At 38.2% G+C, this 23,113-nt stretch carries 15 protein-coding genes; 7 read left to right on the top strand and 8 right to left on the bottom strand.

Going from position 1 to position 23,113, the window contains the following annotated elements; translation table 11 throughout:
- Window positions 1-152: 152 nt before the first annotated feature.
- Entirely contained in the window at window positions 153-3,344 is a 3,192-nt protein-coding gene (locus tag F3G69_RS05105; protein WP_149714606.1) for a S8 family serine peptidase, read from the top strand.
- Between the two features lie 45 nt (window positions 3,345-3,389).
- On the opposite strand, the gene ilvA is transcribed toward F3G69_RS05105, so the two are convergent.
- From ilvA to F3G69_RS05075, 6 genes are read right to left on the bottom strand one after another with little or no spacing between them, the layout of a single operon-like run.
- On the bottom strand, window positions 3,390-4,601 hold the full coding sequence (gene ilvA, locus F3G69_RS05100; protein WP_021090937.1) for a threonine ammonia-lyase: 1,212 nt from the start codon (window positions 4,599-4,601) through the stop codon (window positions 3,390-3,392).
- A gap of 23 nt (window positions 4,602-4,624) precedes the next feature.
- Window positions 4,625-5,728: a tRNA (uridine(54)-C5)-methyltransferase TrmA gene (trmA, locus tag F3G69_RS05095; protein WP_149714605.1), complete on the bottom strand. Its 1,104-nt coding sequence runs from the start codon at window positions 5,726-5,728 to the stop codon at window positions 4,625-4,627.
- A gap of 2 nt (window positions 5,729-5,730) precedes the next feature.
- Window positions 5,731-7,425: a Na+/H+ antiporter NhaC family protein gene (locus F3G69_RS05090; RefSeq protein ID WP_149714604.1), complete on the bottom strand. Its 1,695-nt coding sequence runs from the start codon at window positions 7,423-7,425 to the stop codon at window positions 5,731-5,733.
- Between the two features lie 9 nt (window positions 7,426-7,434).
- A complete protein-coding gene (locus F3G69_RS05085) occupies window positions 7,435-8,181 on the bottom strand; it encodes an SDR family NAD(P)-dependent oxidoreductase (RefSeq protein WP_107708878.1) in 747 nt (248 codons plus the stop codon).
- A gap of 8 nt (window positions 8,182-8,189) precedes the next feature.
- Complete coding sequence (locus F3G69_RS05080) at window positions 8,190-9,401, bottom strand: ankyrin repeat domain-containing protein (RefSeq protein WP_149714603.1); 1,212 nt, start codon at window positions 9,399-9,401, stop codon at window positions 8,190-8,192.
- Window positions 9,402-9,437: 36 nt separating this feature from the next.
- Entirely contained in the window at window positions 9,438-12,023 is a 2,586-nt protein-coding gene (locus tag F3G69_RS05075) for a bifunctional aconitate hydratase 2/2-methylisocitrate dehydratase (RefSeq protein ID WP_149714602.1), read from the bottom strand.
- Between the two features lie 126 nt (window positions 12,024-12,149).
- On the opposite strand from F3G69_RS05075, the gene F3G69_RS05070 reads away from it, so the two are divergent.
- Window positions 12,150-12,608 (top strand): methylated-DNA--[protein]-cysteine S-methyltransferase, encoded by a 459-nt coding sequence (locus F3G69_RS05070; protein WP_149714601.1) that lies wholly within the window; start codon window positions 12,150-12,152, stop codon window positions 12,606-12,608.
- A 496-nt stretch (window positions 12,609-13,104) separates the two neighbouring features.
- Here F3G69_RS05070 and lon read toward each other — a convergent pair whose 3' ends face one another.
- The gene (lon, locus tag F3G69_RS05065) at window positions 13,105-15,522 is read right to left on the bottom strand and encodes an endopeptidase La (RefSeq protein ID WP_149714600.1); all 2,418 of its coding nucleotides are present in this window, start codon (window positions 15,520-15,522) and stop codon (window positions 13,105-13,107) included.
- An 8-nt stretch (window positions 15,523-15,530) separates the two neighbouring features.
- Window positions 15,531-16,178, bottom strand: coding sequence for an outer membrane protein assembly factor BamD (locus F3G69_RS05060; RefSeq protein ID WP_021091013.1), 648 nt, complete (start codon window positions 16,176-16,178; stop codon window positions 15,531-15,533).
- Window positions 16,179-16,290: 112 nt separating this feature from the next.
- Between F3G69_RS05060 and fliW the strand changes: the two genes are divergently transcribed.
- Genes fliW through F3G69_RS05035 form a run of 5 tightly spaced genes read left to right on the top strand, consistent with a single transcriptional unit; the run spans window position 16,291 to window position 23,076 of the window.
- A complete protein-coding gene (fliW, locus tag F3G69_RS05055) occupies window positions 16,291-16,674 on the top strand; it encodes a flagellar assembly protein FliW (protein ID WP_054196362.1) in 384 nt (127 codons plus the stop codon).
- 60 nt (window positions 16,675-16,734) lie between these two features.
- Window positions 16,735-20,952: a hypothetical protein gene (locus tag F3G69_RS05050; protein WP_149714599.1), complete on the top strand. Its 4,218-nt coding sequence runs from the start codon at window positions 16,735-16,737 to the stop codon at window positions 20,950-20,952.
- Window positions 20,946-21,641, top strand: a complete 696-nt coding sequence (locus F3G69_RS05045; protein ID WP_149714598.1) for a type II secretion system protein — start codon at window positions 20,946-20,948, stop codon at window positions 21,639-21,641. Before F3G69_RS05050 ends, F3G69_RS05045 begins: the two co-directional genes overlap by 7 nt.
- Complete coding sequence (locus F3G69_RS05040; RefSeq protein ID WP_223155879.1) at window positions 21,638-22,654, top strand: type II secretion system protein; 1,017 nt, start codon at window positions 21,638-21,640, stop codon at window positions 22,652-22,654. The genes F3G69_RS05045 and F3G69_RS05040 overlap by 4 nt, the downstream gene beginning before the upstream one ends.
- Complete coding sequence (locus F3G69_RS05035; protein WP_072594818.1) at window positions 22,654-23,076, top strand: hypothetical protein; 423 nt, start codon at window positions 22,654-22,656, stop codon at window positions 23,074-23,076. The genes F3G69_RS05040 and F3G69_RS05035 overlap by 1 nt, the downstream gene beginning before the upstream one ends.
- Window positions 23,077-23,113: the final 37 nt, after the last annotated feature.

Below are 23,113 nucleotides of genomic sequence, written 5' to 3'. Positions count from 1 at the left end.
ACCATTTTAATTATTTTTTCATATCTTATAGTAAAAATAGCGTAAAAAAGGGATTATTAAAGTAAATTTTTATCATAAATTTTAATATTTTAATTAATAATTTATTTTAAGGATATTACAATCCATTTAAATTTTATGCAAAAGGATGAGATGTGAAAAGATCCATTTTAAATAAAAAATGTATTTTTATAAGTGCAGCTTGTTGTGCTCTTTTGTTTACAAATTCGCTAAAAGCCAACGATCAAGAAAGTGGTAAATTTGGCGACATAAGTAGCTGGCAGAGCGCTGAATATGAAGCATACTGGGGACTAAAGCGTATCAATGCAGCTATTGCGTATGCTCTTGGAGTGACAGGCAAAGGTGTGACGCTTGGCGTTATGGACTCTGGCGCATTACTTAGCCACCCTGAACTTAGTGACGGTAGGATAAGCGCACTAAAAATTTCTGGTAGCTACTACAAAGACGGACAAAAATATCCAGATACTGAGCACGGCAACTCTCCTTTTTTAAAAAAGGGAAGCACTGATAAAAATAGAGCTGACTTTGGCGACTTTAAAAAAGGTGATAAATTTGAAGCTGATGGCAACTGGATCGCTGGTGTAAACGACTCGCACGGCACGCACGTAGCTGGCACAATTGCTGGCTCAAGAGATGGTAAAGGGATGCATGGTGTAGCATTTGACTCAAAACTTATAGTAGGAAATACTGGCGGAACCGATGGTATGACATATGGACCAAACCAAGACTACAACTTCTTTTTAGCATCTTATGAGGGACTAGCCAAAGGTGGCGCAAGAGCTATAAATAATAGCTGGGGTTCAAACCGAAAATTTTATAAAGCTTATGAGGGAGCAACTGGATTTGATGGTGGCAATAGCTTAGATATAAAAGACCTTGACGCAGCCTATAAAAGCTACTATCCATTTGTTACAAAAGGCAAAAATTTCATGGATGCCGCTTATGAAGTCGCCAAAAAATACGGCATCATTCAAGTCTTCACTGCCGGAAATAGAAATGGCATGAAAGAGTCATACACAAGAGCAATGCTTCCATATTTTCGTCCAGATGCTGAAAAATACTGGATAAACGTCACTGGAATGACAGGTGGCGATGCACAACACTTTAATACCGCAGGACACTCAAAGTGGTGGAGTATCGCAGCACCTGGTAAAAGTATAAAATCAAGCACAGTTGATCCTAAAAATGGAAACGCTGGTTACGATAGCTGGGATGGTACATCAATGGCAGCTCCACATGTCACTGGCGTACTTGGTCTTGTAATGCAAAGATATCCATATATGAGCAACTCTCAAGCAAGAGATGTTTTACTAACTACCGCGAGACAGGTTAGAGATGAGTTTAAAAAGCCAGCCGATACAAAAAGAATTTCTGGTTTTACTGCGCCACTTGGCGTACCTGATGAGCGCTGGGGCTGGGGAGCACTTGATATGTCAAAGGCTATGTTTGGGCCAGGACAGCTACTAGGCGTATTTGATGTAAGTCTAGACACGGACGATCTTTACTCAAATAATATCAGCGATGTAGCTATAAAATACAGAAAGACTGAAGATGAGGCAGAGGCAAAAATTTGGGCTAATCGCAAGGCTGAGCTTGAGAAAATGTCAAATTTAACAGCCGAGCAAAAGGCTGAACTTGATATAGGCAACGCTAGAGAAAAAGCAAGAGAGCAAAGAGCTAGCGAAGGCTATGAAGGAACTCTTATTAAGAGAGGTCTAGGCACTCTAAAACTAGCAGGAACCAACTCATACACTGGCAAGACTATAATAAAAAGCGGCAAGATCACAGCACTAAATCAATCACTAAAATCAAGCGAAGTAGTTGTCGAAAATGGTGGTGCACTTGAGATTGTTAAAGAGATGAGCGTTAGAGAGATTGATAGAAATAAATTTTCTCAAAAGCTATCTTTTAAAGATGTAACTAGAAAAAGCACAAATGACGCAGTAAAAGCTACTATAAAAACAGGTGGTAGTTATATCATCTCAAATAACGCAGCAAATTTAAATCTAAATTTTGAAAAGAACTCTATCATAGATATAAGCAAGCCAGATGTAGATATCATGAAAAGACTATATGATGATAGCTCAAAGGCAAAAACTTATGCCGTAACTGGAAATTTTAGTGGCTATAATGACACCATCTTAAGAAAATACGCATTTTTTGACCTTAGTAGAAATTATAGTGACAACAAGCTAGAATTAACACTAAAAAAGTCAAAAAATACAATAACAAGTATCGCAGCTAGCGACAACCAAAAAAGAGTAGCACAGCTCATTGAGAGTACAGCTAGCAGACCAGCAGTCCTTGCTTCGCCGTTTAGAAGTAGACCAGCAGTCATCACAAGCGATCTATACAGACACTTCATCTACGCTACACCAAAAGAAGCAAGTGATACGCTAAAAACATTTGCAAATAATGCAAATTTAGCTCAACATAATGCATTTTTACTAGAAAATATCTTGCTCAAAAATGCAATCATCAATCATGAAATTGATCCATTCAGTGCAAAAGCAATCGATGGAAATGGCATGAAATTTTGGTCAAATACCATGGCTAATGCTATGAAATTTGATGATGTAAAAGCAAACTCGCTCACTCAGCTTTTTGGATTTGACGGTAGTGTAAATGATGTTTTCACACTTGGCGGCGTGCTTGGTGCTAGCAACGAAAAAGTAAAAGAAGATGGCGATGATGCTTATAAAACAAAAGGCACAAGTATAGGCATTTACGGAAAAAGCCAGATCGCCAGCACAAAACTAGACCTCGGTCTCATATACACAAATGCAAAACGAAAAACACAAAATGGTGCTACAATAGCTAGCTTTTACTCAAATGAGCATGTAAAAAGCAAAGAAAAGGCACTTACTACTTACGCAAATTTGGCACTAACTAGCTTTAACAGTACAAATTTCTCACTAAATCCTTATGTGGGCGCAAGCTATCTACGTATGAAAACTGATAGCACTAGCCAAAATGTAGGAATTTTCAGAATGGATGTTGATGAAAAAACTAGAAATTTAGGTGTATTTAGCATAGGTCTAAACCCTAGTGTGCCATTTAGCCTTGGTAGTACAAAGATGAAATTTGAAGCTGATCTAGCCTACAATAGACTAGTTGGCGATACAAGAGCAAATATCGGCGTAAATATCGCAAATGCTGGATACTTGGAACTTGAAGGAAAAGAGGTGCGCGATCTTGGCACAGCTAGCCTTGGTGTAAAAGCTAATGTTTATAAAAATATAAATTTAGGTTTATCTTACACAGGTGCTTTTGCTAAAGACGTGAAGTCAAACAGCGTAAATGCGAAATTTGAGATTTTGTTTTAATAGGTAAATCATGCTCGCTACTTTAAATAGTAGCGAGCCATTAAATTAAAATAGTTGAGTGAAAGAAAAACCGTTTTTAGTAAGCACTTCTTTGATCTTTTCTTGATGCTCAAGACCCTTTGTCTCAAGTGTGATAGTAATACTTGCATCACCATAATCAAGCCTTGTCGAGAAGCGATCGTAGTCGATCTTCACAATGTTTGCGTTTGCTGATTTTAAGCTATCTGTTAGACTCATGAGCGCTCCTGGCTTATCCACAAGTGTGATTTGAAGTGTCATCTTGCGGTGAGACTTGATAAGACCCTTTTCGATGATAATAGAAAGCACCTGTACGTCGATATTTCCACCACTTAGCACCACGCCTATCTTTGCACCTTTTTTAAATTTGATCTTATCATGCATAAGTGCTGCCACGCCAGCTGCACCAGCTCCTTCAACTACGATCTTTTGAGTCTCTAGCAAAAATAAAATCGCAGTTGCGATCTCCTCATCATCGACCTGCACAAACTCATCAACGCACTCAATAATATTTGCTAACGTGATCTCACTCGCATCACGCACAGCGATACCGTCAGCTATAGTGCGAACCGATTTTGAGTTTATGCTTTTTTTAGCGCCGTAGCTATTAAACATCGCTGGAGCGCCTTTTGCACCGACACAGATTACTTTTGTCTTTGGATTAACTTGTTTTATACAACTAGCCACACCGCTAGCTAATCCGCCGCCGCCAACTGGGACGATGACTATATCAAGATCGCTTATCTCATCAAGCATCTCAAGTCCCACAGTGCCCTGCCCCGCCATGACGTACTCGTCGTTAAATGGATGAACAAAGGTCATACCCTTATCTTTGGCGTAATTAACCGCAAAAGCGTACGCCTCATCGAAATTATCACCCTTTAAAATAACCTCTGCACCAAGGTCTTTTGTGCCAGCAACCTTTAGAAGCGGGGTTGATTCTGGCATGATGATGCAAGCGTGTACGCCAAATTCTTTTGCGCTTATAGCTACACCTTGAGCGTGGTTGCCAGCACTTGCAGCCACGACACCACGCTTTCTCTCCTCATCACTTAGGCTAGCTATTTTATTGTAAGCGCCTCTTATTTTATAAGCTCCGGTTCGTTGTAAATTTTCCTCTTTTAGATAGATGCTTGCTCCCAAATTTTTGCTAAGTTTTGCACTCAGAGCAAATGGAGTTTTATTTACAAAATGACCGATCGTGATCTTTGCTTGGATGATTTTATTTAGTGAAACCATTTTTTTATTTTTCCTTTTTTAAATTATTCTTTTGCCCTTAGTAGCACGCCGCATTCAATATGATGAGTGTTTGCAAACTGATCAAAAATGGCAAATTTTATCACTTTATGACTTTTACAAAGCTCTTTTAAATTTTCTTTCAGAGTCTCTGGATTGCACGAGATATAGATGATATTTTTAAAATTTTTGATGAAATTTACAACACTTTCGCTTAGTCCTGCACGGGGCGGATCAACAAGGACGTGAGAGAAGTTAAAATCGCTTAAATTTATATCCTTTAGTCTATTAAATTCCCTAACGCCAGCAAATGCGCTCATAAGCTCATCAGCATCCATTCGTAAAAATTTGATGTTTTTAGCCTTATTTAGCTCGCAGTTTTTAAGGGCATTTGCGATCGAGCTCTTTGAAATTTCAGTGGCAAGTACATTATTAAATTTAAACGAAAGCGGGATAGTAAAATTTCCATGTCCACAGTAGAGCTCAAGAAGGTCAGCACCGCCTTTCACGCACTCTTTTGCCCAAGCTATCATCTTTTCATTTACAGCTCTATTTGGCTGGATAAAGGCATTTTCACTTAGGCTAAATTTATAAATTTCACCGCCAACGTCTAGCTCATCGATCAAATTTAGCTCACCACTTAGTAGCTTTTGCCCACGCGATCTAGCAAGTATGGTGACGTCAAGCTTACTGGCTAGAATTTTCATAGCCGTTTCAAACTCGCCATCAAGCCTTTTATGGTAAAGAAGTGTGATTAAAATACCGCTTTTACAAGAGATAAATTCCACTCCAAAAAGCTTTGCGCGCAGTATTTCACTCTCTTGCAAGTTATAAAGCAAGCTTGGCATAAGCTCTGAAATTTGCTCGCAGACCTTTGGACAATCATCTATAAAGACCTTTTTGCCCTTTTCGCTTGCATGCATCGTATAGCAAAGCTTGCTGCCTTCGTGCCAGATACCAAACTCAGCTCTTGTACGGTAGTGTTTTGGTTTTGAGCTAAAAACATCAAACTCACCATCATAAAACTCTGAAAAATTTTGTTTTACAAGGTCAGTTTTAAATAAAATTTGCTCATCGTAAGGAGTAAAAAGAGTGCAAGAGCCGCACTCTTTTAAATAATTGCAATCCAAATTTATGCTTCTACTTTCTTTCCAACAAATCTAACTAGCGCCCAAATCGCTAAAAATCCGCAAGGAAGTGCGATCCAAACGCTAAGACCAAGTGCAACTGGCAAGTAACCAACTAGCACGCAAACAGCACAAACGCTAAGCGCATAGACCATTTGAGTCGATACGTGATCGATATGATTACATCCTGCGCCCATTGATGAAAGTATCGTAGTATCCGATATCGGTGAGCAGTGATCGCCAAAGATCGCGCCTGTAAGTACGCCTGAAATATTTACGATCATATATGCATGCATCGCTTCACCCTCTAGTCCGTAGTTTTTGCCGACAGCATAAGCTAGTGGGATAGCAAGAGGCATTAAAATTCCCATCGTGCCGTAGCTTGTTCCAGTCGAGAAGCTGATAAACGAACCAAGGATAAAAACAGCAACTGGCAATATAAATTTAGGTGTAGAAGAGCTTAATAAATCAACCAAGTATCTTGATGTGCCAAGCTCTTTGATAACAGCACTAAGGCTCCACGCAAGAAGTAAAATCACAACCGTAATTATCATAGTCTTCCAGCCCTTTACCCATGTGCTGATAGCCTCTTTTACGTCAAAAATTTTACGCCAAACGCCCATTGTGATAGCTACGATACTAGCAAGTAGTGCTGCTTGAAATAGCGATGTAGCCGAGTCTGCCGCGCCAAAAGTATCTTTAAAAGTAGAAAAAGCAAGCGGATTGGCAAGTGCATTTTTAAGAGCATCGCCCTCAAGTGCAGCAAGACCACTAAAGTAAAAACTAGTAAATGCACCAATAACTAGCACAAGAAGTGGCACAACAGCATTTGCAGCGCTTAATTTTATGCCTTCTTTTGGCTCAAGTGTTTTATCTTCAAGATCTTGAATTTGAGTTTTACCTGAGTGAAGCTCGCCTCTTCTAGCACGTCTTTCAGCTAATAGCATTGGTCCGTATTCACGTTGCATCAAGGCGGTACAAACTATAAAAAATAAGATGAAGAGGTTGTAAAATCTATATGGAATTGTCTCGATAAATATAGAATAAGCGTTAATTCCAGTCTCTCCAACTAGCTCATAGCCCTTTTCGATGAGTGAAACCTCAAGGCCAACCCATGTCGAGATGATAGCAATACCAGCGATCGGTGCTGCAGTAGCATCGATGATAAAAGCTAGTTTTTCGCGACTTATTTTAAATTTATCACTTATTGGTCTCATAATTGGACCTACTATTAGAGCATTTGCATAGTCATCAAAAAATACAAAAATACCCATGAGCCATGTTGAAATTTGAGCTGAAATGCCGCTTTTTGCCTTTTTACTAAGCCAAAGAGCAACCGCCTTTGTGCCGCCCATCTTTGTGATAAGTGCGACCACGCCGCCTATACAAAGCACTTGAAGCAAAATACCTGAATCAGTCTTATCAGCCATTGATTCAACGACTCTTGAAACGATGCCGGTAAAGCCTTTTACGATACCCATAAAGATGTTTTCATTGATGATATTTATGAGAAATGTTCCACTAAAAACACCTATAAATAGCGACAAGATGACGTCTTTTGTGATAAAAGCAAGTGCTATTGCCACAACAGGCGGTATAAGCGTGAATACGCCGTAAATTTCAGCGTTTCTCTTTGCTACTTCTGGATCGACACCAAAAAGCGCAATGCTAAAAAAAAGTAATAATAAAATTTGTCTCACAAGAACTCCTTAAAATTTTTCTATCGCAAGCCCAGCCCAAGTCTGCGTATTTGCCATGACTTCGACCCTGTTTATGTTGACACTTCCAGGCATATTTAGACAATTTACCAAAATCGTCGCGATATCCTCAGATGTGATAAAATTTGTATTTTCATAAAGACTATCCGCCTTTGCCTTATCTCCTCTAAATCTAACCTCACTAAATTCAGTCTTGCAAAGCCCTGGCTCAATGTTTGTCACCCTGATATTTGTACCGACTAGATCGTTTCTTAAATTTAGACTAAACTGCTTTACAAAGGCCTTTGTGGCACCATAAACGTTACTTCCAGGATATGGCCATGAGCCAGCTGTCGAGCCTAGGTTAAATATATAGCCCTTTTCCTGTTTGTAAAGTAGTGGCAAAACCGCCTTTGTCGAGTAGATAAGACCCTTGACGTTGGTGTCTATCATCGCCTCAAAGTCCTCCACCTTCGCATCTATCGTCTTTTCAAGCCCAAGCGCCATGCCAGCGTTGTTTACAAGCACTTCGATATCCTTAAATTTATCAGGCAAGCTCTCTACCGCTTTAAAAACAGCCTCTTTGTCGCGTATGTCAGCTACGATAATATGCGTATCGCCAAGCTCTGTTGCAAGCTTCTTTAGCCTATCTTCTCGCCTTGCAAGAGCGACTATCTTGTAGCCCTCTTTTGAGAGTCTTCTGGCGATCGCCTCGCCAAATCCAGATGTTGCACCAGTTACAAAAGCTGTCTTTTTCATGATTTTTCCTAATTGAAATTTGGTTTTAAACCCAAATTTTCTAAAAATTTGATCGTATTTTCGTTTTGTTCTTTCATGGCATAGTCAAGCGCGTTAAATCCATCGTCATCAGTGGCATTGATATCAGCGCCGTTATCTATCAAAAGCTTTAAAATTTCTGGCGTTGCGTGAGCTGCTGCGTGCATAAAAACGCTTCTGTTTGTATGCTCCAACCCACATGTATCTTCAACTTGAGCCATACCCAAATTTATCATATTCATCTTGGCATTTTCGTCTATGTAACTCTCGTTTACATTGGCACCATTTTTTAGCAAAAGCTCACAAAGTGGCTTATCGCTAAACTGCACAGCATAAAAAAGCACACTTTTTCCAAAGAAATTTTTATGATTTACATCAGCTTTATTTGCAAGTAAAATTTTTACATTTTCTATATTTTTTAGCGCAAAAAATAGCGGCGTCTCATCACCTAAATTTACATCCGCTCCACGCCTTATGATCTCTTTTATCATATCGCCACTCTTTTCATTCAAAAGTGCAATATTAAGCAAATTTGTAAGCTCAGCGGTACTGAAATTTTTCGAGTAAAGCAAATTTGCCAGCTCATCAAAACTTATCTTTTGAGCGATCATCTTTTGTTCAGGAGTTAAAATTTTAGCCTTATTTACATTTTTGCCAACACTAAATGTCAAAAACTCATTTACCACGCTAGTTGCGTAATACGCAGCACTTGCGGTATCAAGTCCAAGGCTTTCATAAAATTTCACAAGCGGAGTTTGGGCGTTTTTATAGGCTTCTAAAAATTTTTTATATTTTAAAAAATTAAACAAACTTTCATTTGCCCAGTATCTAAAATACTCCATCCTGGCGTCTTTTTGCTCTTCAGCAATATCAGGCTTTGCAAGCTCTCTTGCGTAAAATTCAGGTGCGAATGACGCTTTTAGCAAAAGCCATCTAAGCTTATTTAAATTTTCTTTATAAACGCCATCGCCGACACAGCTTTGAGACTCACTTCTAACAGCCATACTAGCGTCAAAAAGCTCTTTTATCTCTTGTAAATTTATAAGTGAGCCATCGCAATAAAATAGACTCTCATTTAGATAAGCAAGCCCATTTGGAGTAGTTTTAAAGCTCTCTTTTTTAGCAAGATCACTGCACTCTAAAGCGTGTAAATTTATCAAAAAACAAACGCTAAAAAAGAGAAAAAAAACTACTTTTTTCATCAAAGCTCCTTAAAATTCCGCGATATTGTAACAAATTTATATACTAAACTCACTTATTTCATTAAAATTTAGATATTTATAAATTTTATCTTTGTTTAAACTAAGACTTTCTCTTACTATATTTTTATACTCATCGATGTTTGGTAAACGCCCAAGTAGCGCACAAACAGCAGCTAGCTCGGCACTTCCTAGATATACCTTCGCACCCATACCCATTCTGTTATCAAAATTTCTAGTCGAGGTAGAAAATACCACTGCATTGTCGTTTACTCTTGCTTGATTGCCCATGCAAAGCGAACATCCTGGCACTTCTGTCCTCGCGTTTAATCTTTTAAAAATTTCATAAACGCCTTCATCTTCAAGTGTGCTTTTATCCATCTTTGTCGGCGGTGCGATCCAAAGCCTAGTTGTAAGCTTGCTCTCATGCTCCAAAATTCTGGCCAGTGCTCTGTAATGTCCGATATTTGTCATGCAGCTTCCTACAAAAACTTCATCAATATTATGCACCATAGAGTCATCGGCTAAAATTTCACTCAAAGTAGCCACATCGTCTGGATCATTTGGACACGCCAGGATAGGTTCATTAATTTCAGCCAAATCAATCTCTAAAATTTCAGCGTATTTTGCATCTTTATCGGCTCTTAAAAGAGTTGGATTTTCTAGCCATTTTTGCATTTTTTCTTTTCGTCTAAGTAACGTCTCATGGCTTTCATAGCCTGCTTTTATCATTGCGTCTATTAGCGCAACGTTTGAGCGGACATACTCTGCGACACTATCAACGCCTAAATTTACCACGCAAGCTGCAGCCGAACGCTCAGCAGAAGCGTCACTTAGTTCAAATGCCTGCTCTACTTTTAGATTCTCAAGACCCTCAATTTCTAAAATTTTACCCGCAAAAACGTTCTTTTTGTTTTTCTTCTCAACACTCAAAAGTCCTTTTTTGATGGCAAAATAAGGTATCGCATTTACAAGATCTCTAAGCGTCACGCCCTCTTTTAGCTCGCCTTTAAATTTGATCAAAACTGACTCTGGCATATTTAGTGGCATCATTCCAAGTACCGCTGCAAACGCGACCAGGCCGCTACCAGCAGGGAAGCTAATGCCAATAGGAAATCTCGTGTGGCTATCGCCGCCAGTGCCCACCGTATCAGGCAGTACCATGCGGTTTAGCCACGAGTGGATGACGCCATCGCCTGGCTTTAGACTCACACCGCCACGTAAATTTATAAATTTAGGTAGGCTCTCATGCATCACAAGGTCGCTTGGCTTTGGATAAGCGGCCGTATGGCAAAAGCTTTGCAAAACAAAATCCGCGCCAAAACTAAGGCTAGCGAGCTCTTTGACCTCATCTCTAGTCATCGGCCCAGTCGTATCTTGCGAGCCAACAGTTAAAATTTCTGGCTCCACATAAGCCCCAGCTCTAATGCCAGCTACGCCGCAAGCCTTGCCGACCATCTTTTGAGTCAACGTATAGCCGCCACTCTGTTCTTTTGGCTGATCCGGCTTTATAAAAATTTGCTCCTCACCAAGCCCTAGAGCCTCTCTGGCCTTTTTGGTCACTTGCCGTCCTATCATAAGCGGTATCCTGCCACCTGCTCTTATCTCATCGCTTAGAGTATTTGGGTTTAGTTTAAAATTTGCCACGAGTTTTTTCTCAGTGCCAATAAGCTTATAAATTTCGCCTTTAAATGGATAAATTTCTATCTCGTCGCCCATCTCAAGCTCATTTACGTTTGCAACTATTGGCATTGCACCGCTATCTTCGGCGGTGTTAAAAAATATTGGAGCTATGGTCGTGCCGATCACGATGCCGCCAGTTTTTTTGTTTGGCACGCCCTCTATCTCATCGCCTAAATGCCACTGGATCGAGTTTATACCGCTCTTTCTGCTGCTGCCAGTGCCAACCACATCGCCAACATACGCCACTTTTTTACCACGAGTTTTGAGCTCTTTTAAAATTTCTAGACCCTCAGGCATCTTTTTAATAAGCATTGCTTTTGCGTGAAGTGGTATGTCGGCCCTTGTGTAGGCCTCGCTCGCTGGACTTAGGTCGTCAGTATTTGTCTCACCAGGTACCTTAAAAACGACTGCGTTTATACAGGTTTCGATTGGCTTTTTATGCGTAAACCACTCCGCATTTGCCCAAGAAATAAGTACATCTTTTGCAAATTTATTGTTGCTGCTTAGTTTTACTATCTCATCAAAATATTCATGCACCAGGATAATATTTTTTAGCTCATTTGCCGCAGCATGCGCGATATTTTCATCGCTATTTTTTAGAGCTCGCACTAAAATTTCCACGTTATATCCACCAAGCATCTTGCCTAAAATTTTAATAGCACGCATAGCGTCAAGACCGCTAACAGCAAGCCCATCTATCACTTCGCCAAGAAAGTTCGCCTTTATCTTCGCTGCGTCATCAACGCCAGGATTGATACGAGTTTCAAGCAAATTTATAAGAAATTTTAGCTCGCTTTGTGCCTTTTCGTCGCAACTAGACTTGCTGGCAAGCTTTATTAGCTCGCAAACTTCACTTGTTTGCTTGGCATTTAGCGCAAGCGGTGGCACGCCCTCTTTTTCTCGCTCGCTCACGTGTTTTTCGTAGTCGGTAAAAAAGCTCATGAAATTCCTTTGTGGTTTTTGCTCGTTATTTTTAGTCTAAAATCGCTAGTTTTGCTTGCATTTTATCAAAAAGCAAAACAAACTAAAGTAAAATTTGCCCAAAATTTCAAATTTCAAGGAGCAAATGTGTCAAAAGCTTACCTAAAATCTCCCATTGGAATTTTAGAGATCGTTGCCAGCAAAAATGGAATTTGTGAGATAAATTTTGTAGATAAATTTGAAAAAGTAGCGGTAAAAGATAAAAATTTAAAGCTTTGCTTGAATGAGCTAGAGGCTTATTTTAATGGCAAGCTTAAAAAATTTAGCGTACGGCTTGATATAAAAACAACTAATTTTAGAGCAAAAATTTACGAGGCTTTACAAAAAGTACCATACGGAGAAACGACCACATACGCAGCCCTTGCACTTGCCGTAGGTCACAAAAATGCCTACCGAGCAGCAGGATCAGCCAATGCTAAAAACCCAGTACCTATCATCATCCCTTGTCACAGAGTGCTAGCTAGTAACGGGCTTGGCGGCTATTCTGGCGGAGATGGTCTACCAACTAAAATTTGGCTTTTAGAGCATGAAGCAAAGCATAAATAGCTAAAAATTTACAGCAAAATAAAAGTCCGGCAAATTTTAAAATTTACAAGCGAACATTTTTAAAATTTATCAGAGTATTTAAAACGCATGCAGTGCTTTAGTGCCATTGAATGCACCTTGAACGTGAGTGATTTAGCGGATTTAAAAAAGTAAGATAAGAGAACGGCCTCTTAATTTGAGTCCTCTTGTCTCTCTTTTGAATAAAAAAGGAATTTACAAATTTAATCAAGCTGTCTTTACAAATTTTAAAACTTCATTCACTCGCAAGAGCTGACTACTAAAATCTGAATTCACTTACTTCTTAGCTCAGATTTTAGAGCCGAAATTACTCATTCATAAAATTTTAAAATTTATTTTTCTCTAGTGTGCTGCATGTGCTTATAATGTTTAAATTATTAATTGCTTTTATGCGTTATATGGCTTTTTGTCTGGATTTTATGATCGTCAAAATTTATAAATTTCCCTAGCCCTAATCTTACTTAGGACTAGGGAAAGATTATTTTTTAGCTACAAGAGCATTTTTTAGCACATCATCGATCGTATCTACGGCGATGATCTTCATATCAGCTTTTACTTCGGCTGGGATATCTACTAGGTCGCGGTCGTAGTTCTTGCGAGGTATCAGGGCTGTTTTGATGCCAGCTTTATGAGCAGCGATCAGTTTCTCTTTTAGACCACCGATCGGTAGCACTCTACCTGTTAGCGTGATCTCGCCAGTCATTGCTATGTCGTGTCTTACCTTTGTATCGGTTAGTATCGATGCGATCGCAGTTGCCATTGTAATGCCAGCACTTGGTCCATCTTTTGGCACTGCGCCCTCTGGCACGTGCAAGTGAAGGTCATAGCGCCTATAAACATCGCTAGCTTCAAGCTTACGCTTATCGTCATCTAGTTTTGGCACGATAGTCATCGGTACTTTTATTTTTTTGTTATCTATTAGCACTTTAACAACGCTAAATGCGATCTGAGCGCTCTCTTTCATCACATCACCTAGCTGGCCGGTGATCTGCATATTGCCTTTACCCTGGATCCTGATAGCCTCGATCCTTAGTACGTCACCACCAACACTAGTCCACGCAAGGCCATTTACTAGACCTATCTGATCCTTTTTATCCGCCGGCTCGATCTCATAGACCTTTTTCTCTAAAAATTCTTTCAAATTTTTAGCTGTGACACTGATCTTGCCCTCATTCTTTTTGGTGAGGATGTTTTTGGCGACTTTTCTTAGTATATCAGCGATCCTGCGGCGTAAATTTCGCACGCCACTCTCTCTTGTGTAGTCGCTGATAATTAGCTCAAGTGCCTCTTTGCTTATGCTCACATCACTTGGTTTTAGTCCGTGTTTTTTAAGCTCCTGAGGCAAGAGATATTTTTTAGCGATCTCAAATTTTTCTTGTGGTGTGTATGAGCTAAGCTCGATAAACTCCATCCTGTCGCGAAGTGCGGCTGGTATCATGCTCACGTCATTTGCCGTGGCAATGAAGATGATCTTGCTAAGATCGATGTTGAAATTTAAGTAGTAATCTCTAAATTTATTATTTTGCTCTGGGTCTAAAATTTCAAGTAAAACAGCAGTAGGATCGCCTCTGTAGCTTCTACCAACCTTGTCGATCTCGTCTAAAACAACCACTGGATTCATCTGCTTGGCTTCTATGAGCCCCTGCACGATGCGCCCTGGCATAGCGCCTATGTAGGTGCGGCGGTGTCCTCTTAGCTCGTTTACGTCCTCAAGTCCGCCAAGTGCAATCCTAACTAGCTCGCGTTTTAGCGCCTTTGCGATCGAGTTTGCGAGGCTTGTTTTGCCTACGCCTGGAGGGCCTGCAAAGCATAAAATAGCGCCATTATTTACCTTTTCGCCAACGCCTCTAAGCTCCAAAAGCTCACGCAAAGCAAAATACTCCTCGATGCGCTCTTTTGGCTTCTCTAAGCTGTAGTGATCGGCATTTAAGTGTTTGCTCACTTCAGCGATAGATGATTTTTTCTTAGCTACATTTTCAAATGGAATTTCAAGTACCCAGTCAAGGTAGCTTTGTAAGGTATTTGCGTCGGCTGAGTCTGGGTGCATACGACTAAGCTTATCTATTTGTTTTTTGATCTCTTTATAGGCATCCTCGGCCATAAATTTCTTCTTCGCATCAAGCTTTTTGCGGTACTCTTCAAGCTCCTCTTCACGGCTTGTATCCGCTCCAAGCTCAGCTTGAATTTGCTTTAGCTGCTCTTTTAAAAAGTACTCTTTATTTGTCTTATCGATCTTTGAATGGACTTTATTTTTTATCTCTTTTTGAAGCTTATTTGCCTCGATCTCCTCGATAACATAGTCGATGAGTTTTAGCAAGCGCTGCTCTAAATTTTCCTCTACAAAAAAGCTATAGGCGATCTGTTTTTTTAAGCGAAGTGCGCTTGAAACTAGGTCACAAACCCTGATCGCCTCAGCGCTCTCTTCGATAGTTTTTAAAAGATCCGGTGGAAAAAAGTGGCTAAACTGCGAAAGCTCTCTTACTTTTTCTCTTAAAACAACGATTAGCGCGTCAGTTTTTACAGGAGATGGACGTTTGACGTGGAGCATATCGACAATGCCACGGAGCGGATTTATGCCTGATTGTTTTAAAATTTTACCTTTATCTATGCCTTGAAATAAAACTTTTACGCGTCCATCAGGTAGTGGCACACGGCGCATTATCGTGCCGATAACGCCAGCATCATAGATACCATCAAAGTCTCTAGCACCGTCTTGCTGAGGCTTTGTAGGCACCACAAGGATCGGAGTCTCTTCTTGTATGGCGAGTTCAAGTGCCTTTAAATTTTCATCATCGCTTAAAAAAAGCGGAGTTATCATAAATGGATATAAAAATAGCTCGTCCTCAACGATGATGGGAATTTCAGTTGGGAAGCCTTTATTTTCGTTTATTTGCAAAATTTCTCCTATTCAAACAGTTTTCTATACCATGCCACGTCAGGTTTAATAAGATCTGAGTTTTTAAACGGCGACTCTTCAAGCTTTTGCTCGTAAATTTTAGCCGAAACATCACGACCAGTCCTATTGTAAAGATCAGCTATTTGCATATCTAGGAAGTAAAGCGCGAGTTTAAATTTGATAAGCATAGTCTCGATAAGAGGCTTATATTCAGTATTTGGATACATATAAAGAAATTTCTCGATCTCAGTTACGCTATCTTCCATCAGCTTTTGGTTGCGGTTTGGCTGAGTAAATGAGTCAAAATTTGCTTTTATCTTTAGATACTGAGCAAACTCTGTTTTTGGGCCGTTGTCACCATATCTTTTGATGTACTCGTCAAGATAGTGATTTGCCATTAGATACTCTTCATCATTTGCATGAGCTTGGGCAAGGATGAGTAAAATTTGCTCCAAAAGTGGGCTAGCTACGTGTTCGCTTGCCATTGAGACATAGTGTTTATCAGCCGCTTCAAGATCACCATCTTTTATATCAGCGATAACCTGAGCATACCACTCATCTGGAGTTAGATTGTAAAGCTCGGTATATTTTTCAGCACAACCACTAAAAAGCCCTAAAAGAGCTACAACTGCTAGAAATTTAGAAAATCTTTTCATGCTTTTCCTTAAAAAGTTTAAATCCTCGTATTCTACATTTTTTGCTATTATTTTTGTATAAATTTTTTAAAACTATGATAAAATACGGCAACTTTACAAAATAGGAGTTAGTATGATTTTTAGTGTTAAAAGCCCTATTTTAGGCTTTGAGCATATCAAGACGATGGAGTTAATTGAACTTGATAAATTTTTTGTTAAGCTAGCAAGTAAAGATGATGAGACATCTTTTACAATGATAAATCCTTTTGCATTAAGAAGCTACGAATTCGATATTCCAAGCTATTATGAAGATCTTATGGAGATTAAAGAAAGCTCTCAACTTAGAATTTATAACATTATCGTTGTTGCACTCCCGCTTGAAAAATCAACTGTAAATTTTATAGCTCCTATCGTTTGCAATATGGACAATATGACCTTATCTCAAGTCGTTTTAGACATTGCCAAATATCCTCAGTACGGGCAAGCTGAAATGATAGAAAATTTTATACAAAAATAGTAGCTAAAAGCTTTTAAAAATCTAAGGAGAGATTTTTTATTGTTATTTAGAGGATTTGTTGTGAAGATAGTATACTTACTCTGTCTTATTGTCACGTTTGGTTTTTGTGCACCCAGAGCTTGTACGACAGCAGAAGCAGCATCTATTGGTTGTAGTGGAGCAAACTATTCTTGCTTTATAGACGCTGAAGAGTACCAAGACAACTCTTCTAAAAATATCCCACATTGCATAAGAAAATCTGATAGAACTTGGACGATAGATGCCAATAGCTTTTCTTCAGGCTTAGCACAAGACCACTATCATATTTATGTTGAGCAATTTTCTCCATGGAATCAACGATCATTAATAGGTATGTGGGATGATCACTCTAAAGGCTTAAGACAAAGATCAATAAATGGAAATCTAAATACCAGAGTAAATGGAGATATAGCTACCATTGGTGCTACTATTATGATTCCACAATACGCTGGATATAATTTTGTTCCAGATCCATCTAACGTAACAAGAACATCATCTACAGCCGATAGAATATTTTTAAATACTGGTAGTTTTACGTCTAGTAATTACACACTTTGTCAAACAACATATATTTATAATCCTAGCAAGTATCCTTATTGTCAAAATTCATCCTCTTCCACATTTGATTTTAGTGAGAAAAATACCTTTATACAAAATAATTTAAAAGGTAAAAATGTAGTCTATGCTAGGCTTTACTGGGGTGGCTCTCTTTATCAAAACTGGGCAATAAAAAATCTTGGGTCAAATTTATATGTAAGTGCTTTAAATTACATAAAAGGATATAGCAGGATTGATTTTAAAGCTCCTGGAAAAAATGTAATCACAATAGATGCTGATCCAAAAGATGTCTTTTGGTTTGGCTCATTTAGTGAGTATAAACCAAAATCAATGACTCTTGAATCATATAATCAAAACGAGTCTAATAGCTACTATGTAAAGGCTGGAATAAACTACCAATATGTAGCAAGTGCCGATGTAACAGATATAGTTAGAGATTCTCTTGGTACTAGTGAGTCAGATAGGACATTTTATGCTGGCAATATCAGATCCACTACGATTCCCTTTAGTGATGAATTTATAGACCCAAATGATGGCATATATAAGGTAAACAACTCTACTAATAGAAAACTAAAAAAAACATACGGCACACTGCTGTTTTCGCCAGTCCAAGGACAAAATGGCTACTGGATACAATCCATCGCACCACAATTTGCAGCTTGGAGCTTGGTTATCATTTATGACTTTGATGATAAAACTGCCGCAGCAAACAATATAGAGCCAAAGCTTGTTAGTATATTTGATGGGCTAGAAAGACTTGCAGCAGACTGGATGAAGTCAAGCGATCCATTTGGTACTGTAAAGAGCTCAACCATAGATGTAAAATTTGAAAATATCTACACACCAAAAGCAGGAAATATAGATGCTTTGCTCACAATGTTTTCATTTGGCGGCAAGCCAGAAACAAAAGGTGAAGATATCAAGATAAAAAAAGGTGGCAGCTATCAGAGTATCACCAGCGGATATAACGCACAAGGCGATCAGTTTAACTCAACTATGACAAAATTTGGACAACTTATAAATCCAGGCAAAAAATTTCACTCTCAAGCAGACTTAGATATATTTGATATATCGGACAAAATGTCATATGCTCAAAAAGAAGCGGATATAAAATTTACAGTTACAACGATTAAAAGCTCAGGCGGTGCTAATGTCGTAAGTGCTGACCGTATAAATTTAGCACTAGTTGGCTTTTCTTCTCGTATATATAAACCAGATGTTTGCTACATGGAATATATTTATGCAAAAAAACCTAGCGATAGTACTTTTACAAAGGTGCAAGAAAATACTCCGACGGTAGTGCCAGCAAATACTATTTTAAAAACTTTCGTTGAAGTTACAAATAATACTAATGAAGCTGCTCAAGACTTTGCACTAAAAGCTACAATAGATCCAAGCCAAATTTATAATCCAAACTCAACTTACATATACGCAGATAAAGCATCGCAAGGACCTAGTGACTTGCTTACTATGTCAGGACAGGTACACTATAACGACAACACAGGCTTGCAGCAACTAAGCGGAAATGACTTAACTTTTTATTTAGGACAAGGTGCGGCTGCAAATAAGGGTGGAGAAATGCTAATTCATCAAGGCAACTACGCTTATGCCATATATGAAACTACCCTTAAGTCTAAATTTGAGCCAAATAGTTACAAAGCCACAGTTGCAAATGCTGATATAAATTTACAGCCCTATGACACATATATAAGAAGATGTAGCAATCAAAATTACAACATTACTTTAGGCGTTAGTGCCAGTCCAAATAATTTCGTCGCAAGCAATAGACAAGACGATGGCTCAGCAACTTTTAAAGCTAAATTTAAAAATAGACTTCTAACTAAAATCGTTTCTACGCCATTTAATGTCTATATCACGAACTATGATACAGATGGCAATAAAAAAGTACCAGATGCTCCAGTAGATGTAAAAGTAGAGTTGGTCGAGTCTTGCAATGCTCCAACAAATTTATATGAACAAGATATAACGTTTAATGGTGTAACTGATATTTTGTTGTCAGGCATTAGTATTGATAGAGCCTATAAAAGCGTAAAATTTAGAATTTCTCATCTTGATCCAGTGACAAATACTACAAAAGTTGAATGCGAAAAATTAGATGATTTTGCCATAAGACCAAGTCACTTTAGGCTATGGGATACTGACAAGAATACGATCAATAATAACAATGTTTTAATAGGCGGCAAAGTTTATAATAACATTGCTCTTGCGGCTATGAAACCTCTTGATAGTGGCTTAGCAAATGGCTATATAAACAACATAAGTGGCTCAAATGGAGAGATAAAACTTGTACCAGCATATAGTGCGACTTGCGATCCTAGCATTATAGAGAGCGAGAACAAACTAAGCGTAGATTTTAACGACCCAAATAAAGCATTAGGTAAAATTTTCCGTCACACATCAAGTGGACCTGTTGGCTTTTCTTACTCAGATATAGGCGATACATATTTTTATGTATTAGACAAAGACTATACAATAACTGATCAACATACGCCATCAAGAGCTGATGATTGCGTAAAAAACTCAATTAGCAACGATCCATCACAAGACACTGCTCAAGAAGGAAGAATCGGATGCAGTATAAAGCTAGAAGGTAATAGAGATTATTTATTTAGACCAAAAGATATACAAATAAGCAAGTTAAAGATAACAAAAGATAGCGATATAACATACCTTGATAATGAAGGCATACAAAAAGCAAAGCTTGACTTTGAAGTAACTGCTAGGTTGTTTAACGATGACCCTGCAAAACTTTATAATGAAGATTGCTATGCAAAGAATATGAACTTTGATATAAAGCTAGATAGAGTTCCTTTAAATTTTACAGACAACGATGGCAATGCCGGTACATTAGCAAAAGCAAATGAAGAAATTTTGTTTTTTGAAATTCCTGGCTCAAACACTAGAAAAGCAATAGATCCAAGTGCTACAAAATCAACATTTTATGTAGAGAAAAATACTTTTGTAAATGGCGTAGGCAAAGGTGAAGTATATTTTAATTTTGAAAGAAAAGTAAATCATGCTAAAAATCCTTTTACTATTTCAAGTAATGATTTTAGCTTTAGCGGCATGTCAGATAGCACCGATACAGTAAAAAAATATGAAAAACCAGCAACAGAAACGACAGCAAAATTTTACTTTGGTAGGGTTTATGCACCATTTTATGAAGGGCTTTATAGTGGCTTTTATGCCAAAATTTATTATGGTGCCTACTGCGATGGATGCAATAAAAATATCTATATGAAAGATAATGGCAAACTATGGCAAGACTTTCCAGCTGCACCATTTTGGGCTACCAATCCAAAACACAATGCAGGAGTACTTAACTATCATGACTTTAGCTTTACAAACACTTACAGCGGTACTGTTTTAAGAAATGATGTAAGTAGTATAAGCAATGGCGAGCAGATAATTTTCATAAGAAACCCTTCGGCAGTTACTGATGTGGCTAAAATGAGAGCACCTAGTTGGCTTCTTTATAGTGAATTTGATGAGAAACCTGAAACAAATAATTTCAATCTAAATTTTCTAGTACCAAATGGCGAATGGGCTGGTAAAGTCCTAAAGAGCAATAATATAGAGGATAAGACAAGCGGTGCAGTTGGAGGTTTTATAGGAGTAAAATCAAATAGTGATAGTAACCTAGATATAAGCGATAAGACAAACAGGAGAATAGAGTGGTAAAAAGAGGTGGCTTTTCATTGATAGAGCTTATCTTATCAGTCCTTGTAGTGGCCATAGTAAGTGCAAGCTTGCCACTAGCGGTAAGAACTACTTCAAATCTAAGCGAGCAATCCTTAATGCAAGAAGGACTAATGAATGCTAAAACCTATATGTCATTAATATTAAAAGCACCATTTAGCGATCAAGTCTTAATAGCCGGTAAAAATACCATGCCATCATCTATAACCACTCAAGAGGCTATAATATTTCCACTTATTATCTGTGACCAAGGGGCAAACCCGGATTTTTATGAAAAAAGTGGAGTAAAAGGTGAAGGACATAGGATACTTGCTTATCCGGTACAAAATTCATCTACATGTGCTACAAGGCCTAGTGATTCAAAGCTTCCAGAATCAATCACAAGCGTAAATTTTAAAGTAAAATCTATCAAAAATTTCAATACCCAAAAATCCATCTCACCAACTGCTAGCGCTACTAAACGCGACTTTATCATAGATACAGAAACGACTCCAACTATAACAAATGGAGCTGATAAATTTGTAGTTAGCACTCCTTTAAACGATAGTGACGTTTTACAGATAAAGCTAGATACGACTATGAAAACTACAAAAGAGAGCAAAAGCGTGCTTTATGGATATGCCTTTAACATAGGTGAAAGCAGCACTCTAAGTGTAAAAGAATGGAAATGAAAAAAACAAAAAAAGCTTTTACATTAATTGAGCTAATAATAGTCATCACCGTGCTTGGCGTTATCTCACTTATGAGCTTTAACACGCTTATGAATTTATATCAAAACTATTTTCAAAGCAAAGTAATAAACGAACTAGAAACACAAAGCGAAATCGCTCTAGAGCAAATTTCAATGTTACTTAGCTACAGAATCAAACAAAGCGTTATCGCTAGGAAAAAAAATGGAGATTACCTAGCTCTAAATGATAGTGGTGTAAATTTAAGTAGCGACTTTGAAATTTTAGAATTTATCCCAGCTGCTTATGAGCTATTTGATGGCATAAACGAATATAAAGGAGATGATACTAACGGAGATCCGATCATCGAAGAAGGCATATATAGTGGATATGTAGATCTTGCAAATAGCTCTATTGCAAATGGATTAAAAAGCCCTGGAAGTAAATTTAATGATGCTTTTAGAAACGGCGTAATGGACTTGACCTGCGAAAATGATAGCAATGAAGAAGATGTAAATAGCGGCTCTAGGTGCATAAACGCCGATAATGAAAATGGTGGTTTAGTAGCGATATTTTCTAGCATACTTTATAGAGTTGGTAGCAGCTTTGGCTATCAAGAAAATTTAGACCAAAGGCACTTAGATATCGCAAAAGTTGGCATACAATCAATCGATACGCTTAAAATTTCAAGTGATTTTAAAAATAAAAAAATTTCAGAGCAGTATAAGCTAGCTTACACAGCCATTGCCATAGCACCAGCTGAGCAAAGTGCCGAGGATATACAAAATAGCTCTTTTGACCTTAAAATTTACTACAATTATAGGCCATGGCTAAATGAAAGCTTTAAAAAATTTAGCTCAACATCTACAAAGGCTATCAAAGCCGAAAGTGCAACACTAGCTAAACACGTAACAAGATTTGTCTTTACAGAAAAAAATGGAGTCATCGCACTAAAGCTTTGCCTTAAAGCAGAAAAATCAGAAATAACCATTTGCAAGTCAAAGGCGGTTTATTAATGAGAAAAGGATTTACGTTAATAGCAGCGATATTTTTTCTAGTTGTAGCAGCTTCTATCAGCACTCTTGCTCTTTCGATAGCTAGCACATCAGCTAGACAAAGCAGTGAAATTTATCTAAGGGAGCAAGCACAGCTCGTTGCTCAAGCAGCAGCAGAGTATGCGATGTTTGAAATTTTTAGAACCGATTTCTCAAACAAATGCTTAGATAAAGTAAATGGAGAATTTAACGATATGTTCGACTTTAAAGTAAAAATAACTTACTTTGGCGATATCGGCATATGCACTCCACCGACCATTATGCCAGGAACAAACGGAGTCGCAAGTACTGGCAACATGATCTTTGATGTTTTTGTAACATCAAAAGATAAAAAAACGCCAAATCCTATAAATTTTCACAAACGAACTCTTCAGAAACTTTAAAATTTTATAAAGATTTTAGTTTAATTTGTTTTTAGTT

Origin of the sequence: Campylobacter concisus (genome assembly GCF_902460625.1) — a bacterium.
In the GTDB taxonomy this organism is placed as follows: Bacteria; Campylobacterota; Campylobacteria; order Campylobacterales; family Campylobacteraceae; genus Campylobacter_A; species Campylobacter_A concisus_AD.
This window is presented reverse-complemented; position numbering and strand designations above follow the sequence as displayed.

Excerpts from the sequence above, each read along its gene's own strand:
- F3G69_RS05035 (WP_072594818.1), top strand. The coding sequence starts at position 22,654 with ATGAGAAAAGGATTTACGTTAATAGCAGCGATATTTTTTCTAGTTGTA.
- F3G69_RS05060 (WP_021091013.1), bottom strand. The coding sequence starts at position 16,178 with ATGAAAAGATTTTCTAAATTTCTAGCAGTTGTAGCTCTTTTAGGGCTT.
- fliW (WP_054196362.1), top strand. The coding sequence starts at position 16,291 with ATGATTTTTAGTGTTAAAAGCCCTATTTTAGGCTTTGAGCATATCAAG.
- F3G69_RS05040 (WP_223155879.1), top strand. The coding sequence starts at position 21,638 with ATGAAAAAAACAAAAAAAGCTTTTACATTAATTGAGCTAATAATAGTC.
- F3G69_RS05075 (WP_149714602.1), bottom strand. The coding sequence starts at position 12,023 with ATGAGCTTTTTTACCGACTACGAAAAACACGTGAGCGAGCGAGAAAAA.
- F3G69_RS05080 (WP_149714603.1), bottom strand. The coding sequence starts at position 9,401 with ATGAAAAAAGTAGTTTTTTTTCTCTTTTTTAGCGTTTGTTTTTTGATA.
- ilvA (WP_021090937.1), bottom strand. The coding sequence starts at position 4,601 with ATGGTTTCACTAAATAAAATCATCCAAGCAAAGATCACGATCGGTCAT.
- F3G69_RS05085 (WP_107708878.1), bottom strand. The coding sequence starts at position 8,181 with ATGAAAAAGACAGCTTTTGTAACTGGTGCAACATCTGGATTTGGCGAG.